The sequence below is a fragment of the Desulforhopalus sp. genome (assembly GCA_030247675.1).
In the GTDB taxonomy this organism is placed as follows: domain Bacteria; phylum Desulfobacterota; class Desulfobulbia; order Desulfobulbales; family Desulfocapsaceae; genus Desulforhopalus_A.
In genome coordinates, this window is record JAOTRX010000005.1 from 207,665 (window position 1) to 223,823 (window position 16,159).

At 45.6% G+C, this 16,159-nt stretch carries 17 protein-coding genes; 4 read left to right on the forward strand and 13 right to left on the reverse strand.

Annotation, left to right across the window (positions count from 1 at the left end):
* Positions 1-60: 60 nt before the first annotated feature.
* Both OEL83_12425 and OEL83_12430 read left to right on the forward strand, forming a co-directional pair.
* The gene (locus OEL83_12425; GenBank protein MDK9707846.1) at positions 61-642 is read left to right on the forward strand and encodes a FlgO family outer membrane protein; all 582 of its coding nucleotides are present in this window, start codon (positions 61-63) and stop codon (positions 640-642) included.
* A gap of 4 nt (positions 643-646) precedes the next feature.
* Complete coding sequence (locus OEL83_12430) at positions 647-1,477, forward strand: SDR family oxidoreductase (protein ID MDK9707847.1); 831 nt, start codon at positions 647-649, stop codon at positions 1,475-1,477.
* Positions 1,478-1,501: 24 nt separating this feature from the next.
* Here OEL83_12430 and OEL83_12435 read toward each other — a convergent pair whose 3' ends face one another.
* The 4 genes from OEL83_12435 to OEL83_12450 are packed head-to-tail and all read right to left on the reverse strand — an operon-like array spanning position 1,502 to position 4,924.
* The gene (locus tag OEL83_12435) at positions 1,502-2,656 is read right to left on the reverse strand and encodes a hypothetical protein (protein MDK9707848.1); all 1,155 of its coding nucleotides are present in this window, start codon (positions 2,654-2,656) and stop codon (positions 1,502-1,504) included.
* A gap of 50 nt (positions 2,657-2,706) precedes the next feature.
* Complete coding sequence (locus tag OEL83_12440; GenBank protein MDK9707849.1) at positions 2,707-3,468, reverse strand: hypothetical protein; 762 nt, start codon at positions 3,466-3,468, stop codon at positions 2,707-2,709.
* Between the two features lie 37 nt (positions 3,469-3,505).
* The gene (locus tag OEL83_12445; protein MDK9707850.1) at positions 3,506-4,582 is read right to left on the reverse strand and encodes a DUF4388 domain-containing protein; all 1,077 of its coding nucleotides are present in this window, start codon (positions 4,580-4,582) and stop codon (positions 3,506-3,508) included.
* Positions 4,583-4,594: 12 nt separating this feature from the next.
* On the reverse strand, positions 4,595-4,924 hold the full coding sequence (locus tag OEL83_12450; GenBank protein ID MDK9707851.1) for a hypothetical protein: 330 nt from the start codon (positions 4,922-4,924) through the stop codon (positions 4,595-4,597).
* Between the two features lie 297 nt (positions 4,925-5,221).
* Between OEL83_12450 and OEL83_12455 the strand changes: the two genes are divergently transcribed.
* Complete coding sequence (locus tag OEL83_12455) at positions 5,222-5,734, forward strand: shikimate kinase (GenBank protein ID MDK9707852.1); 513 nt, start codon at positions 5,222-5,224, stop codon at positions 5,732-5,734.
* A 74-nt stretch (positions 5,735-5,808) separates the two neighbouring features.
* Complete coding sequence (locus OEL83_12460) at positions 5,809-6,702, forward strand: TIGR01777 family oxidoreductase (protein ID MDK9707853.1); 894 nt, start codon at positions 5,809-5,811, stop codon at positions 6,700-6,702.
* Positions 6,703-6,856: 154 nt separating this feature from the next.
* Here OEL83_12460 and OEL83_12465 read toward each other — a convergent pair whose 3' ends face one another.
* From OEL83_12465 to OEL83_12505, 9 genes are all read right to left on the reverse strand, one after another.
* Entirely contained in the window at positions 6,857-7,750 is an 894-nt protein-coding gene (locus OEL83_12465; protein MDK9707854.1) for a phosphoribosylaminoimidazolesuccinocarboxamide synthase, read from the reverse strand.
* A 36-nt stretch (positions 7,751-7,786) separates the two neighbouring features.
* Positions 7,787-8,638 carry a DUF3108 domain-containing protein gene (locus OEL83_12470; protein ID MDK9707855.1) on the reverse strand — a complete coding sequence of 284 codons (852 nt, stop codon included), beginning with the start codon at positions 8,636-8,638 and terminating at the stop codon, positions 7,787-7,789.
* Between the two features lie 5 nt (positions 8,639-8,643).
* Positions 8,644-9,522, reverse strand: coding sequence for a putative 4-hydroxybenzoate polyprenyltransferase (gene ubiA, locus OEL83_12475; protein ID MDK9707856.1), 879 nt, complete (start codon positions 9,520-9,522; stop codon positions 8,644-8,646).
* Entirely contained in the window at positions 9,498-10,073 is a 576-nt protein-coding gene (locus OEL83_12480) for a UbiX family flavin prenyltransferase (GenBank protein MDK9707857.1), read from the reverse strand. The genes ubiA and OEL83_12480 overlap by 25 nt, the downstream gene beginning before the upstream one ends.
* 46 nt (positions 10,074-10,119) lie before the next feature.
* Positions 10,120-10,977: a menaquinone biosynthesis protein gene (locus OEL83_12485; protein ID MDK9707858.1), complete on the reverse strand. Its 858-nt coding sequence runs from the start codon at positions 10,975-10,977 to the stop codon at positions 10,120-10,122.
* A 30-nt stretch (positions 10,978-11,007) separates the two neighbouring features.
* A complete protein-coding gene (locus OEL83_12490; GenBank protein MDK9707859.1) occupies positions 11,008-12,240 on the reverse strand; it encodes an amidohydrolase family protein in 1,233 nt (410 codons plus the stop codon).
* 80 nt (positions 12,241-12,320) lie between these two features.
* Positions 12,321-13,379 (reverse strand): dehypoxanthine futalosine cyclase, encoded by a 1,059-nt coding sequence (gene mqnC, locus OEL83_12495; protein ID MDK9707860.1) that lies wholly within the window; start codon positions 13,377-13,379, stop codon positions 12,321-12,323.
* A gap of 22 nt (positions 13,380-13,401) precedes the next feature.
* Positions 13,402-14,472 (reverse strand): aminofutalosine synthase MqnE, encoded by a 1,071-nt coding sequence (gene mqnE, locus OEL83_12500; protein MDK9707861.1) that lies wholly within the window; start codon positions 14,470-14,472, stop codon positions 13,402-13,404.
* 77 nt (positions 14,473-14,549) lie between these two features.
* Positions 14,550-15,878 (reverse strand): sigma-70 family RNA polymerase sigma factor, encoded by a 1,329-nt coding sequence (locus tag OEL83_12505; GenBank protein ID MDK9707862.1) that lies wholly within the window; start codon positions 15,876-15,878, stop codon positions 14,550-14,552.
* Between the last annotated feature and the right edge of the window lie 281 nt (positions 15,879-16,159).

The following is a 16,159-nucleotide window of genomic DNA, read 5'->3' on the forward strand; positions in this document are numbered from 1 at the left end:
CCGAGGACGTTTCCTTCCCTTCACCACTTAGTATTGTACCTTCTGCTTGGAACCCTCCCAGTGTTTGTGGGAGGCTGCTCCTACTTCAACGACACCCGGTTACATAAAGTTCTCGGCAAAGACACCGATCTTATCAGTTTTTCATATAAAATTGCCGACAGCCTTATTGAACGAGCCATGCCGCCACTTATGCCTGGCCACCCGGATATGCCCATAATGGTTACAACCTTTGTTGACAATAATGACCTTAAGAAAACCAGCCGCTTTGGCAGATTGCTCCAAGAACACATCTCTTCACGGATGGTGCAAATCGGGTATACCGTTCGTGAAATAAAGCTCACCCGCACAATAACCATGGAAGCAAAATCAGGAGAAACGGTACTCTCAAGAGATCTCACAAAAATCTCAGGGGAAATTCAGGCCCAGGCGGTTGTTGCCGGAACTATTTCCCGATCTGGACGCATGCTGTACCTGTCAGCAAGGCTTATTGCTCCGGAAAACAGTAATATTCTGGCGACATGCGATCACCAGTTATTTATGGACGATAATCTCTTGGCAATGTATGGACTGCGGCTTAATGATGATATCGACACCCCAATAACCGAGCCAATTCAGCCACCACTCAACGCTATTTTTTGGTAGGCCCATGCAACTCCGAGGAAAAATTGCATTGATCCCAGGGGCCTCCCGCCCTATCGGCCGAGCGATCGCCCGAAAGTTCGCAGCACTTGGGGCAACCCTTGTTCTTCCGGTTTTCGATTGGCCAGAATCGATAGTCGAGATGGAAGCGGAATTTAATACTCACCATTATCAATTTCATACAATCGCCGTCGATCTAAGAAACAACCAGGAAGTCGAAAAACTGGCTGAAACTGTCAAAACCAGGTTTAAAGCTCTCGACTTTCTCATCAACAATATCGAACGGGGAGGTATGCCAGTGGTGCATGGTGGTTATGAACTGCCCCACAATGAAGGCCAATGGAACCTCGAGATAGAAACAACAATGAAGTCCAAATGGCTGCTTTACCATCACTTAAGACCACTGATGCAAGACCGCACCGGAGCTGCTATTGTTAACATCTCGTCCATCGCTGGAATCATCGGCCGCAGTGGTCCTGCCGCAGCCTTTTTTAATGATGGCTACAGTGCCGCCAACAGGGCAATTCAAACCTTTACTGAAACATGGGCAAGGGAGATGGCCCCAGCTATTCGGGTCAATGAGCTAATGCTTGGCTTAATCCGAAGCCGACATGGTGAAGGTACCCGGGGTTGGGACATTCTCTCCGAGCAAGAAAAACACGATATCAATTCGACTATTCTTCTCAAACGTACTGGTTTCCCAGATGAAGTGGCAGCCGGTGTTTACTACCTCGCCGTAGAGGCGAGCTATATCACCGGCTCCATCTTGCGAATGGACGGTGGTTTGGCCCTCGGCGGCAATGTCGTCCCACCTTTCCCATCCGGTATTTTGGCCTGAAAGGTACCATTTCTGAGACTGACTCTATGAATTTTTAATGATATCGCCTTTTACGGCAGGCAGAATCAAAGAACAACACTGCTCAAAGCGCTGGGCCATTGATGGTGTCATAGACGAAAGAGGGAAAACCGCCCCAACACAACCAAGGGCTGCATAAACCACCAGAAGATCAGTAACTGCGTCTGCGCTTTCTTGCCGGCATGGATTAGAAATTTTGGCGGCAACAATCAGATGATCACCAAGCCGTCTGGCACCCTCCAGGGTATCAATATCTTCGACCAACGAACCACCAAGTTCCAGGTAAATCAGAATCACCCTTTGCCCAGCACGACTGCGTCTTTCCGCATCATCAACACAGCTGTCCGCAGATGCAATTTTCTCTGTATTCGAAAAATGAAATGGAGAGATGACAAAGGATTTAAATTGTCTCTGAGCTTCTTCTTTCAGTGACCATTGCACAGGAGTGCACGCAGCACTTGGAGACTTTCCCGCCTCACAAAGCACAGTACCATCGGGAGAAACAATCAGCGAATTCCCGCCGAGATCAAACTCTCCATTTTTCCCCGTACCGTTGCAAGCGACGAGATATGTTTGGTTTTCAATAGCTCGGGCGATTGCCAATGCCCGCATATGGCCGATTCTTTTTTCTGGCCAGGCCGAGACACAGAGAAGCATATCCGCCCCCTGCTGGCATTGAGCCCTCGCTATTTCCGGGAACCGGATATCATAGCAAACCATACAGCCAAAGGCGCCAAAAGGCGTCTGCAGAGGGAGAGGAGTTCGTGTTCCTTCGGAAAAAGCCTGTTCCTCACCAGGAAAAAGATGCTGCTTCCGGTATTTCCCGTAGCAACCATTTTCTCCAATAATTTTCATGGTGTTATAATAATAGCCGTTATTTTCAGGTATTCTCTCCGGCAAGGATCCAGCCAGCAAGATACCATATCTCACAGCAAGATTTTGTAACTCCAGGTCGAGACGAGTGATATCATCGTGCAGATTGTCAAGTTCTTGATAACAAAACCCGGTACCCCACAATTCGGGGAGAATAATGAGAGACCGTCGAGGTGGCTGCAAATCTTGAAGCGCATGTTGGAGACGTTCAAGGTTAGCACGGACAGCTCCCGGCACGATGAAAAGCTGAATAAACCCGGCAAAATCTATAACGTTTGGATTTTGCATCTAAATGATTTTCCGTTTTCCCTCTGAAATTATTGGTGATTTTGTCTGTTTTATGAAACAGAGGCATGAGCAGCTGGACTTTTCTCCAGCCCCACACAACCTCTGACTAGTTCACCAAGGGTTACCGTTGTCAAAACATTGTTGAAGAATAATCGTATTTCTCCGGAATTATGTAATAATCCGGAAATTTTTGTTGTATCGAAAGGCACCCCCAGCAATCCCAAACACCAAGCCGCCATGCCAACGACATGATGGTCAGGAGAAGTGAGATACGCGGCAATATCGTCAACAACACGCCTTTCCACCATTTCAATTCTGTGTCCCTGACATATCCTGCCAATGCCCCATAGCAAACCTCTCTGGAGAAGTGGAAGTTCAAGATAGTTGCCATCCTGAAAGGGTTCTGTTCCATCCTCCCGCATATAGGAAATAAGCATGTGCAGATACTCTTGGCGGAGGTACGGAATATGGTACATTATTTCTGCCATCGCCTCCGGAGCACCCCACCCTATCCCTCCGGATTCATCATTCAGTGACCAGAGAAGACGGCGCATGATAATTCTCCCAGACTCCTGATTTTCATCAGCGAGAGTGGGCACAATCAAACCAAATGCGTATACCCCGTGCCAATGTACTTGTTCTTGAGGATTGCTGAGAGCACTAAAAAGTGCATTGAGAAGAAGTTTCGGTGGATAACTTTCAAGAAATCTGTCGACAACACGCAAATCCGGCTGAGCCAAGGTAGTAAATAGCGCTTCTTTTAACGATCTTCTGTTAATACCACCCTTTGAATCGTATCCTGCAAGTTTCATCTACCATCAAGTCTCTAAGGGAAGAACAAGTCGGTTTTTACCGGTTCCTGTCGTCAAGACGTTTCATGCCTTCCATAAGCATACCCATAAACCCGCCAATAACATCGCTTCGTTTTTCTTTATCCGGCAAGCCTTGGGTGAATTTAAATCGACCGTTGTTCATGGCTAAAATTTTATAAAAAGCCTCTTTGCCAACCAAACCATCAATTTCGGCGTAAACCAGTTCTCCTTCGTTGAACATGATTGCTGCCCTTTTTTCTTCGAACTCGATCTTCAGTCGTCCTGTCTTCTGATTGACATTAATCATCTGGCAAAGCTCAACTGGCGAGATATCGGTTAATTGTCCAACCATTCCGGAAGCCAATTCTTCAGCTCGCTGAATGTTCATTTTAGTAATTCTGCTGACCAATAATTTATAAAAGAAAACCTGGAGCTTAGGAAAACGAACGAGAACATGGCGGAAATTCTTATGATTCATTATTGCCACCAGACAAGGTGTCGCCGCCATAATTGTTGTCGTTACCCTTTCCCCGGAAAGCAGGCTCATCTCACCGAAGACCTCGCCCTGATCCAACTCAGCCAAAGTTACACCATGATCATCGATAACCTCGGCCTTACCAGAGAGAAGAATATACAAACGATTTCCGGGGTCACCCTTCTGAGTAATCGGAAATTGCCAAGGATAGTCAACGACCTCAAGAAGGGTCGAGAGATCAAGCAAATCCTCATTGGACAAAGGGGAGAAAATCTCAATGGATCGAAGTAATCCGGTGAAATTAGAGGTTTCCTTGATCTTTTCTCTCCGTTCGGCCGCCGCCAGCAGCTTCATTTGCAGTGTTGCAAAACCCTTTTCTTTTTTATATTCAAAACGGATTACTCCGACACAACCGCCACATTCAAATTTTGCCTTTGCGGCACCTCCGCCCATAGAATAGCTCTCTAGAATATTTTCTGTCGAGGCTATAACTATTAACTCCCTGGCCAGGGTAAGGCACGTCGGTTTACCGGAGGGCAAAGTCAAAATACCCTCACTGACACTCAACTCTTCTCGAACATTGTAGAGTGGGCAGTGATCTTCCTCGGTAATGACAAATATTCCATTACGATACTCCATACAACTCCTCGCTCAATCAGATCTGCCAAAGAGCAGGTAAATAACCACTCCCAGGGCTCCGGCCCCACCAAATATTACCGGCAAAATCTTGTCTATCTGTAGCTCATCGCCAACAATGAGAGTGTTCATATACTCAGTTCCGGACACCCACCAAACTCCAACAAAAACTGATACTATAATCAGATCCCGCCATTTTTGTTTAAAAATGAAGTAAGAAATCATCAACCCAAAGGGAACAATAAACCATGGGTTGGAAAACAAACTTATATAATCGACATCTTTTATTTGCTGTTGCAAATGTGTCGATTCAAACCAAGCGCTGATTTTTTTAAAAAAATCCATACCATTTTCCTTTATCTCTCATATCAACAATCATACAAGGCGGTTACGAGCCAACGTTGGAATTGTTTATCCACAAGCGTTACATTACTACATGATGATTCCAGTGGCATTATTTTTCATTTCTATTTTCAATCAGATAATCCTCCCCATAAAATATTCACCATGGTTACATAAATCCATACAACGTCGGGTTCATATATGGCTTTAACCAGCTAACAGATGTAATGTCCAGGCTGACCTCTTCTGTAAATGTGCAATTCAATTTATCAACATGTCTTTCACCCTCAACAACGTAAGATGAACCAAGATAAAACCAATATAATTCTTATCGGCATGCCCGGCTCCGGCAAAAGTACTGTCGGTATAATATTAGCAAAAATGCTTGCCAAATCCTTTATTGATACCGATATTCTTATCCAGCAATCGAAGGGGAGAACCCTGCAAAATATCGTTGACCGGGAAGGGCATATGGCCTTACGAACAATTGAGGAGCGGGTATTACTTACTATCTCCTGCCGTGATCACATTATTGCGACCGGTGGCAGCGCTGCGTACAGTGAAAAAGCGATGAAGCATCTTAAACAACAGGGTGTCGTTGTTTTTTTGCATGCCGACCTACCAACACTACAGTTAAGAATCGGCAACTACGAAACCCGTGGTTTGGCCAAACGACCTGAACAAAGCTTCCAGGACCTTTTCGATGAGCGATTGGGACTCTATCAAAAGTACGCCGACAAGACAATTAATTGCTCCGAGTTAAGCCAGGAACAGGTCTGTGAAGAGATTATTCAGTGGCAGCACCAAGCATGACTGCCCACATCGACATAATCTCTTTTGCGTAGAAGCAACATTTCTCAATACATTCTCTATGGGATAGCAAAGAAATGAAGACATTGATGACCGGATGTTCCGGATTAGTAGGCAATGCTTTGATTGAGTACCTCTTCCAGAGGGGGCACTCCATTCAGTGTTTAAAACGCAATAAAGATAACAACCAGAATGCATTCTGGGCCACCCAATCTCTGCCCAAAAACACCGAGAATGTTTTCGACACCATAATCCACCTCGCCGGGGAAAACGTGGCAGAGGGCCGTTGGACAGCCGCACGAAAGGAGAAAATTCTTTCCAGCAGGGTTGAAGGAACGAGACAACTTATCGATTACATTGCCATACTTCCTCAAAAACCAAAGGTCTTTTTGTGTGCATCGGCAATTGGCTACTATGGCCACAGTATGGACGATATTTTCAGTGAAGACAGCCCATTAGGCAAAGGCTTTCTGGCAGATGTGTGTAGGCAGTGGGAAAAAGAAACAGAACGATTATCAGCGATGGGCATTCGAACCGTGAATCTTCGCTTTGGTATGGTGCTTAGCCCAAAGGGAGGTGCACTGCATAAAATGATTCCCCCATTCAAGGCACGCCTGGGTGGTGTCCTTGGTAACGGACAACAATTTATCAGCTGGATAAGTATAAGGGATTTGGTTGCTATCGTTGATTTTATAATCAATCAACCGCTCATCCGAGGGCCGGTGAACGTCGTCAGCCCCATCCCAACCAACAATCGGATTCTTACCGCAACTCTCGGCAGAGTTCTTAAATGCCCTACCCTCTTCAAGATTCCGGCATTTGCCGTAAAACTGCTGTTCGGCCAGATGGCTGAAGAAATGCTGCTCTGCAGCACGCGGGTCACCCCGAAAGTCCTCCTTGAGGCTGACTATACCTTTCAGGATCAATCCCTTGAAGCAGTCCTTCGGTATTGCCTAGACGAAAACACTTGACTAGTTTTTGGTGATTAATAGACGATCTCCTGATTATCACTCTTTATTTGCTTAGACTATCTTTATAAATTACAAATGCCGGCCGTATACGTTAAAGAAGGTTGACGACCGGCATCTCATTAAAACAACCCTAAAAAAGAAATTGCCTAAGTTTTCACAGGCCGGTTATCCTGCCGACAGCCTCCTCGTAACGCAACCTGGTTTTAGTGACGATCTCCTCCGGCAGAGCCGGTGGCGGCGGATTTTTATCCCAATCCAGAGACGAAAGATAATCCCGCAGATACTGTTTATCAAAACTTGGCTGAGCTTTTCCTGGACAGTATGTATCAACCGGCCAAAATCTCGAAGAATCAGGGGTCAGCACCTCATCTATCAGGATAAGTCTTCCATCTCGTTCGCCAAGCTCAAACTTCGTATCGGCAATTATTATTCCTTTGGACAAGGCATAGTCTGCAGCCTCTTTATAGAGTGACAAGCAAATCCTGCTGATATCCCGAGCTTTTTCCGTTCCCAAAAGACGCTCAGCCTCGGCTAAAGAGATATTTTCATCATGTGCTCCCAAGGCAGCCTTAGTCGATGGGGTGAAAAGCGGTTCGGGCAACTTATCCGATTCCTTCATTCCTTGCGGCAACTGAAAACCACAGACCACGGGATTCTTTTTATAGGCGCTCCAAAAAGAACCAGAAAGGTAACCACGAACAATACACTCGATGGACAGCGGCTGGGTCTTTTTGACCAACATCGATCTTCCCCTTAGTTGTGCAGCATAGGGATGGCAAATTTCCGGATACTCTTCAACGGCTGCAGTAATCAGGTGATTCTCTACTATCCCGCCCAAGAGTTTAAACCAAAAGAGGGAGAGCTGCGTCAGTACCGCACCCTTGCCGGGAATGGCTTCATTCATGACAACATCATAGGCGGAAATCCTGTCCGTTGCGACCATAAGCAAGATGTCGGGATGCCCGGGAATCTCGTACATATCTCGGACTTTTCCACGATGCTTGAGCACCAAGGCCGGAAAATCAGTCAAGAGTAACGGTGAGGTCATTTTCTCTACTCCTTAAAAATTAACATTATGTAATATCTATTTTTTTCTTTTCACTTCCGCAGCTGGATAGCGAGTACATGCTGGGTTCTTATATCCGACCAAATCCGCGGTAAGCGATCCGATGAGAATTTTTGAATTAATCTGCACCGGAACCCTGCATTCATCGTCGGTATACCAAATAACGGTATCACCTTTTTTATCATATAAACCCTTAAAGGTCATCACCGGCATGATCTCCACGGTTGTCACCGGGCCAATAAGCGATTCATCAAAATGCTTTTTGGCAATAGCATTAACAACAACCTCAACTCTTTTTTTATCTGCAAAAGTCGGAACGATAAACTTCCCCCCGATGGGAAAATCCATCAATCGACTATTAAAGAAAGAAGAGAATTCATTATTGGTTTCGCCATCGACCTTAAACAACCCTTCAAGTTTATTGTTTTTGGTATACTTGATATTACCAGTCGTCTGATCAAATTCAATTACTCGATGGGCTCGATACTTGTACCCTTCTTTTTGCCAGATTTCGTAGTGATACGGCAACCGTTTTGGCCCTCGAACCTTTGTAACATGCAGGTCTTTAATCGGATAAATGAGATCTATTGCGGCGTTTTTTGTAGTCACCGCGGCCCGAATCTCGTATTCGTCTTCTCCGGGTAGAGATGAAACCTGGAGATGCAGTTCACCAATCTTTATTCCGCCGGTCCAGGACACATCATAGACAAGATCTTCCTGACCTGAATACCCAATGGCGAGTAAGGATGAGTCAATCACCCCATAATGGGGAGTTTTACTGTCGATAACCGCTTCCGCATCACCGGCAATAGTGGCAAAAGGCAACAAGACTTGGAGAATCACAAGTGCTATCAGGCGAAGCAGGGTCATAAACCTTACCCACCCAAACTGAGGAGAGACAGCCAAGTTGCCACAAAGAGAGTAACGCTAATAAAACCGTTCATCGAGAAAAACGATGCATGGATACGGGACAGGTCTTCTGGTTTCACCAACATGTGTTGGTACAAAAGAGCCCCTGCAGCCAAGGCAACTCCTCCATAATACAAGCCGTTTAAATGTGATTGCCAGCCAGTAAGGAGAAAACAGCCAAACGCCATAACATGGAAAAGACCAGCCAGCCGAAAAGCCCTGTATTTGCCCAACTTTGACGGCAGCGAATACAAGCCGATGTTTTTATCGAAATCGGCATCCAGACAAGCATAAATGGTATCAAAACCGGCAACCCAAAATAGCACGCCAAGTGAAAGCATGAAGGGATAATCCGTCAAGGTTCCGGACACTGCCACCCAGCCCCCAAGAGGTGAGAATGCCAAAGCGACACCGAGGATAAGGTGGCAGAGAAAAGTAAACCTCTTGGTGAGGGAATAAAAAAGAGTCAAACCGAGGGCCAGTGGTGCAAGCTGCAAAGTCAGGGTATTAAGCTGTAAACAGGCAAGGAAGAAGAGTGCCCCGGACACAACAACCATTACCCAGGCATCGCGAAGTCGAACCGCCCCGGAAGGAATTGCCCTGGTGGCCGTTCGGGGGTTTTCTCCGTCAAATTTTCGATCAACAATCCGATTAAAGCCCATTGCACAGGTTCTGGCACCGACCATAGCCAAAACTATCCATAAAGCTACCGCAGGTCGGGGAACGCCCCTGCCAGCTAAGAACGCACCGGTAAAAGCGAACGGCATTGCAAAGATCGTTAACTTAAACTGGATCATCTCCAGTAATATTTTGATTTTCTCTACAATTTGATCGAATCGCTCCATCTCTTTCTCTCAGGAATGACAAGTCCCAGTTGATCGGCCAAACGCCAGGAATAGGTCTCCGCAGCCTCTCCCAGTGTTTCCGGACGCAGATAAAAGCTTGGCATGGTGGGACAAATGATAGCACCCGCGTCATGCACTTCCAGCATATTTTTAAGGTGCGTTCTATTGAAAGGGGTTTCTCGAATGGCCAGGACGAGCCTTCGGCGCTCTTTTAACATGACATCGGCGGCACGGTGAATCAGATTAAGTGAAAGCCCGCCAGCAATAGCTCCCAGCGACCCCATGGTACATGGCAAAACGACCATTGCTGCATAATCACTTGAGCCGGAGGCCGGTGGTGCAGCCAGGTTTTCATGGCTAAACCAGTGTGATACAACCGGCAATTCTTCTGGCTTGATATCCTGCTCCATTCTCAAAACCTCTCGGCCTGATGCCGAGCAGATGCCATGTACACATAAATCTAATCCGGAAATGACTTTAAGAAATGAAGTGACAAAAAGCATCCCGCTCGCTCCGGTGACTGCTATTAGGATTTTTTGCTTTTCGCTCACCACAACCTGCTCTCTTTTTCTAAGATTTTTGATTTGAAATCGGCTGTTATTCGCCGGAATTAATAGAAGAAAATATTTTTAAAGGCAAGGCCTCGCTGGGGACCTCTCCCCTTTTTATGAGAAATTCGAAAAATGCCTCAAGGGCTTTGCGCTTTTGAACGTTCAAGTCGTGCTCTATGGCGAGAAGATAGTCGTAGCATTTTTTCTCGGACATGGGAATGCGCGCTGCCGAAATTTTACTGATCATTTTCAGATCCGCTTTACCTTCATCACGACATCTGAGTAATTCTCTATGAATTTCCGCCAGCATGTCAGCATGCAACTGACAGAATTCCTCGCGCACAGCGCACACGGAAAAAACAAATGGCAATCCGGTTTCTCGTTTCCAAATATCCCCAAGATCAAACTGATAAAGATAGGCAGCATTGTCAACCAGTCGCAACGCATCGTCTCCAATTGCCAGTATCGCCTTATAGTCTTCCCCCTTAGCGGTCAAAATATCACCCGTTATATATACCGGTGTGACATGGTGAAATTCTTCAAGAATAATTTTTACTAAACGGGTCGATGTTTCCGATTGCGAGGTAAACAGTATCGGCGCGCTATCAAGGTGTTCCATCGGCACATGAGAAAAGAGCACCACTGAACCAACGGGACCATTGGCGCTAATGGAAAGTCCAGACAGAATTCTGTACTTATTTGCGTTGGCAGCATACTCATAGCTCGAAACAAATCCTAGATCAATTGCTCCCTCATTCAATTGTCGGCATAGCACGGCCGGGGCACCCTCAATAATTTTCCAATTGGGGCGGTCAACGGAACTTTTCCATTTTTCATGTATGGGGGCAGTATTGAGGTACTTTACCATACCTATTCTTGCAACGGTTTCATCGGCTATCTTCATAGCAAAAACCTCTGTAATATTAGAAATATATTAAGAATCAGCTGTTATCCAGGATATTTTTGAAGGTCTTCCGTCAGTCACCAGTATTTCCATAATTTGCCGCATATCACGACAACCCTGGAGGGCTATCGATGAAACGTGAAGTATCTTGGCGCATCGACCGGGAGTCAAGCTCCCATAGTCATTGTCTCTATGGAGGGCATACGCCCCTCCCAAAGTGGCCATTGCCAGAATTGATTCATGTGGCACATCGGGATGTTCAAAAGACAACACCTGCATCTCGCGCCAGAGATCAATATCTTTGTTAGAAGCCGGTGAATCAGTCCCCAAAGCCGGTAGTAATCCGAGAGCAAGCATTTTTTTGACGGGAGCCTTGCCAACAGCCAGGAATCGGTTGCTGCCAGGGCACAAACAGATATGTGCTCTCCGTTCAGTCACGAGTTTTAACTCATATTCAGAAACGTGAATCGCATGAACCAACAAGGTTTGATCATCAAGTATCCCAAGATGATCAAAATAGACAACAGTCCCAGCAAAACCCTGCTCATCAAAGGTAAATACACCATCCCAGCTTTTTCTTTTCTCAAGAAAATCACGGAATTTGCCGCTACCATTTTGCAGGAAGTCAAGCTCGTCAGCGCTCTCAGCGGCATGTATTGAAAGAACCTGGCCAAGCCGCCTGCTTCTCAGTTTGGCAGACAGAAGCGCACGTGAAGCAGTTGAATAGGCTGCATGAACACATATGGGATAGCGATCAGCAAGATTGGCAATTTTCTCTTCTGCTGCCAGCAATGCCTTGTGACTGGGAGCCAGAAATTCAAGCATTCTGTAAACTTCTGGCCAATCCTCCTGGGGTTGATCATACAACTCAGGGTACATCTCATTACCAATATCGGCGACCAATGCAACGCCGGAGGCATACTGATCACAAAGAAGAGAAGTGAAAGCTGCGACAATCTCATAACGATTCCCCATCCAGCTTTCCCGCATAGAGATAACTTGCGAAATCCAGTCGGTAAACGAGCTTTCTTTATTTGCCGGTGCGATACAGTTAAGATGTGCTAATTCGAGGTGAATGTGGGCGTTGATGAGACCGGGCATGATAACCGAGTCATAACTTCGCTCCGGCAATCCCGGATACCTTGCAAGGATATCTTTACGCTTTCCGATATCTAGAATTCTCTCATTGCCTACTACGAGACTCCCCTCGGCAATAATCGGTGCAGCGATGGGAACTATCCATTGGGCAGAGAGAATTTGCATTACCACCCTATTACTTGTTATCTAGTTGGAATTTAAAAAGGAGACTTGACTTATCTTGCTGAGAAGTGACAACATGGCTTCTATTGTACCAAGCTGTAATCCATACGCCGTTGTGCAGGCTGGAACCCGGCATCCGTTACCAGTCTCCGAATTTCTTGTTCGGATAGTCTGAAACTTACTCCGGCGGCGGCAACGACATTTTCTTCTATCATAGTACTGCCGAAGTCATTAGCCCCAAATGAGAGGGAAACCTGGGCAACCTTTGGTCCCTGGGTCACCCATGAAGCTTGAATATTGTCAAAGTTATCGAGATATATCCGAGACATTGCCAACATTCGCAAATATCCAACTGCGGTCACCTTAGTAATGTCTGTCAATGCGGAGTTACCGGGCTGAAATGGCCAGGGAATGAACGCTGTAAATCCGCCGGTTTTATCTTGAAGTTGCCTGAGCCGGCGGAGATGCTCAAGCCGTTCCTCCCGAGACTCAATATGGCCGAACATCATTGTCGCCGAGGTTTTCAAACCCTGATGATGCGCCTCTTCCATAACCGCAAGCCATTGATCGGCGCTGCATTTCTTCGGAGCGACTGTTTGACGCACCCGATCACTAAGAATTTCAGCTCCTCCTCCCGGAATCGAATCAAGCCCGGCGGCAATAAGTCGACGCAAAACCTCTTTTACCGGTTTTCCTGAAAGATTTGCAAAATGGCAGACTTCCGGAGGGGAAAAACCGTGCACATGAATCCCGGTTTGCTTCATAAACTGAAGCATTTCCTCATAGTATTCAAGTGGCTTATCCGGATGGAGACCTCCTTGCAAGAGGATCTGGGTCCCTCCTAATGCCTGAGTTTCATGTATTTTCTCAGCCAACTCGGAAAAGCTTAACAGATAACCGGTCTTGTCTTCTGGGTCTTTGTAAAATGCGCAAAATTTACAGGCTGATATGCAAATATCGGTATAGTTGATATTTCTATCGATAACGTAGGTTACAAGCTTTCCAGGATGTTTCCGTTGACGGACAATATCAGCGAGGAAACCGAGCTGAAGAAGATCTTCGCTTTGTTCAAGCTCAAGGAACTCATCGTCGTTTATGCGTAGGCCGGAAATTATTTTATTTCTAATTTCATCGAGTTGCATAAATTGTATCCTCTTTACCAGACTAGATATGCACTTCGATGGCGTTATACAGAGTATCTCTTTGTATTGGAATACGCCCCGCTTCCCGGATGAGCCTGATGAGTGTCCGGCTCCCTATAGCCTGGGCAGTTTCAGCACCGGCCATATGGGTAATAACCTCCTCTTTAACAGTTCCATCCATATCGTCCGCCCCAAAAGACAGGGCAATTTGTGCCATTTGTGGGCCAATCATAACCCAATAGGCCTTAATGTGCGGGAAATTATCGAGAAACAAACGACTGACTGCAATATTTTTTAAATCATCGTAACCTGTAGTCCTCGCGAGATCAGACATACTGGTATTTTTGGGATGAAAAGCGAGAGGGATGAAAGAAAGAAAACCTTTAGTTTCATCCTGTGCTTCCCTTAACGCCGCAAGGTGTTCTAATCGCTCCTCTATTGTCTCAATGTGGCCATACAGCATGGTCGCATTGGTATTCAATCCCTGTTTGTGCGCTATCTTTGCAACCTCAAGCCATTCATGCCCTGACAGCTTTTTCTCACAGGTGAGTTGCCGGACTCTCGAGCTGAAAACTTCTGCCCCACCCCCTGGAAGTGATCCAAGCCCGGCCACTTTTAATAATTGGAGGGTTTCAGCAACCGATCGCCCGGCCAATTCTGCCAGATGGGCGATTTCCACACAGGTGAAAGCCTGAATATGAACCTCCGGACGGACCTCTTTAATACCTTGCAACAGCTCAATATAATACTGAAAAGGCAGATCCGGATGAATACCGCCAACCATGTGAATCTCGGTGATCGGCTCATCCAGGCGCTCTCTGACTTTTTGTTTAACCTCCTCCACGCTCATTTCAAAGGCAAGCTCAGAGTCCTTATCCCGGCCAAAAGCACAAAATTTGCAGAGGTTCGTACAAATATTTGAATAGTTGATATGCTGATTGTAAATAAAGTAAGCATTATCACCATTCTTTCTTTGCTTAACCAGATTTGCAAGATATCCTAAAGCTATGATATCTTTAGTTTTATACAGCAACAAACCATCAGCTAAACTAAGTCTTTCTTTGCTTGAGATCTTTTCCAGGATAGTTCCCAATCCCGCATTATGTATGTAATTTTTCAAAGCTAATTATATAGTTAGGTGATTGAACCAATAGAAATCAAGGCGTTTTGTCAATCGATGAAAAATTTCAATTTATCGCGACGACTTGAATGACGTAAGCGGTTAAGGGCTTTTTTCTCGATCTGCCGGATACGTTCCCGAGAGACATTAAAAAGTTTTCCGATCTCCTCAAGGGTATATTCCGCCTTTTCACCAATACCGAAACGTAGACGAATTATTTTCTCTTCTCTCTCACTGAGTGTTTCTAGAATATCATTGACCCTACCGGACAATTCTCTCGTTTGCACAGCATCATACGGTGACTGGGATTCCTGGTTTTCCAAAAAATCACCAAGGGTTGAATCATCGTCACCGACCGGCGTTTCAAGAGAAATCGGTTCCCTCGATGCTTCGAGAATGGAGAGGATTTTATCCATCGGCAAATTGGTTGCTTTGGATATTTCCAGAGGAGTTGGTTCTCTTCCCAGCTCTTTAAAAAGAGCGTAAAATGCCTTAAAAAACTGACTTCTCAGTTCGAGAAAGTGGACCGGCAAACGAATCGTTCTGGTCTTGTCAAGAATCGCTCTTGTAATCGCTTGCCGTATCCACCAACTGGCATACGTGGAGAACTTGTTTCCCTTTGTGTAATCAAAGCGAAACACCGCTCTCATCAATCCAAGATTTCCCTCTTGAATTAGATCAGCAAGGGTTAGTCCTTGATGCATATAACGTTTAGCAATCGAAACTACCAAGCGGAGGTTGGCCCGGATCATGGTATCCTTGGCAACCTCTATCGAGCGGCTATATGCTTCAAGCTTTGCTTGGAGTTCGAACAATTCCCTGATATCCGGATACTTTTTAGCCGCACTCAAGATCGTATAGCGCATAAAATTAAGCTGCTGCTTTTTCGGCTTGAGCGTTGGATCACGTTTTTCCCAGAGGTCAATCCGTTCACAAAGGATGTGAACCTCTTTCACTCCTGAATTGTCCTCACGAATAGCACTTATTATTGCTTCAAAACCCTGGCGAATGGTTTTGCTGTATTTCGCCTCTTCGTCGGGAGTAAGAAGGTCAAAACGCCCCATTTCGCGAAGATAGGTGGTGGTGGTTTCCTCCGCTTCGTGGGTCTCGTCATCAGCCATGACAATATCTTCTTCTTGGCTAACCTCGGAAGAAGACTCATCCGTTTTTTCCCATACTTCACCCGACAGAGTCCGTTTTTCACCACTTTTTTCAACAGTAACGATCTCTATTGAGTTCGCTCCCAGAAAGTTAAAAATCGACTCTATTTCATTAGGGTCTTTAATATCATCCGGCAACAACTCATTGAGATCATCGAAGCTGATGCAGCCTTCTTCCTTTCCAGCTTTGAGGAGGTTTTCTTTTAGTTCAGGCAGCACTAGGAGCTACTCCATATCTTGAAATTGAAGGACAATCTACTGGACAAATGCAAGTGGCATTAACCAATAACATCAAGAGGACCAAACAGATGATATTAAAGATCTTTTGGCAAAAAAAAAGCCGACGAGAAAGACCTCGCAAGCATATATAATACTGAGAAGCACATATAAATACAGTATCTACCGGTAAAAAGCAATTTATAAAATAAAACCCTACCAGCTGCGAATTTTTCTATTTTTATCATTTTCGAGCTTATACTATAGCACTGGTAAAGTGATAT

What these genes read in the sequence shown, in the direction of transcription:
- OEL83_12430 (MDK9707847.1), top strand. Translation starts at nt 647, where the DNA reads ATGCAACTCCGAGGAAAAATTGCATTGATCCCAGGGGCCTCCCGCCCT.
- OEL83_12435 (MDK9707848.1), bottom strand. Translation starts at nt 2,656, where the DNA reads ATGCAAAATCCAAACGTTATAGATTTTGCCGGGTTTATTCAGCTTTTC.
- OEL83_12440 (MDK9707849.1), bottom strand. Translation starts at nt 3,468, where the DNA reads ATGAAACTTGCAGGATACGATTCAAAGGGTGGTATTAACAGAAGATCG.
- OEL83_12445 (MDK9707850.1), bottom strand. Translation starts at nt 4,582, where the DNA reads ATGGAGTATCGTAATGGAATATTTGTCATTACCGAGGAAGATCACTGC.
- OEL83_12450 (MDK9707851.1), bottom strand. Translation starts at nt 4,924, where the DNA reads ATGGATTTTTTTAAAAAAATCAGCGCTTGGTTTGAATCGACACATTTG.
- OEL83_12455 (MDK9707852.1), top strand. Translation starts at nt 5,222, where the DNA reads ATGAACCAAGATAAAACCAATATAATTCTTATCGGCATGCCCGGCTCC.
- OEL83_12460 (MDK9707853.1), top strand. Translation starts at nt 5,809, where the DNA reads ATGAAGACATTGATGACCGGATGTTCCGGATTAGTAGGCAATGCTTTG.
- OEL83_12465 (MDK9707854.1), bottom strand. Translation starts at nt 7,750, where the DNA reads ATGACCTCACCGTTACTCTTGACTGATTTTCCGGCCTTGGTGCTCAAG.
- OEL83_12470 (MDK9707855.1), bottom strand. Translation starts at nt 8,638, where the DNA reads ATGACCCTGCTTCGCCTGATAGCACTTGTGATTCTCCAAGTCTTGTTG.
- ubiA (MDK9707856.1), bottom strand. Translation starts at nt 9,522, where the DNA reads ATGGAGCGATTCGATCAAATTGTAGAGAAAATCAAAATATTACTGGAG.
- OEL83_12485 (MDK9707858.1), bottom strand. Translation starts at nt 10,977, where the DNA reads ATGAAGATAGCCGATGAAACCGTTGCAAGAATAGGTATGGTAAAGTAC.
- OEL83_12490 (MDK9707859.1), bottom strand. Translation starts at nt 12,240, where the DNA reads ATGCAAATTCTCTCTGCCCAATGGATAGTTCCCATCGCTGCACCGATT.
- mqnC (MDK9707860.1), bottom strand. Translation starts at nt 13,379, where the DNA reads ATGCAACTCGATGAAATTAGAAATAAAATAATTTCCGGCCTACGCATA.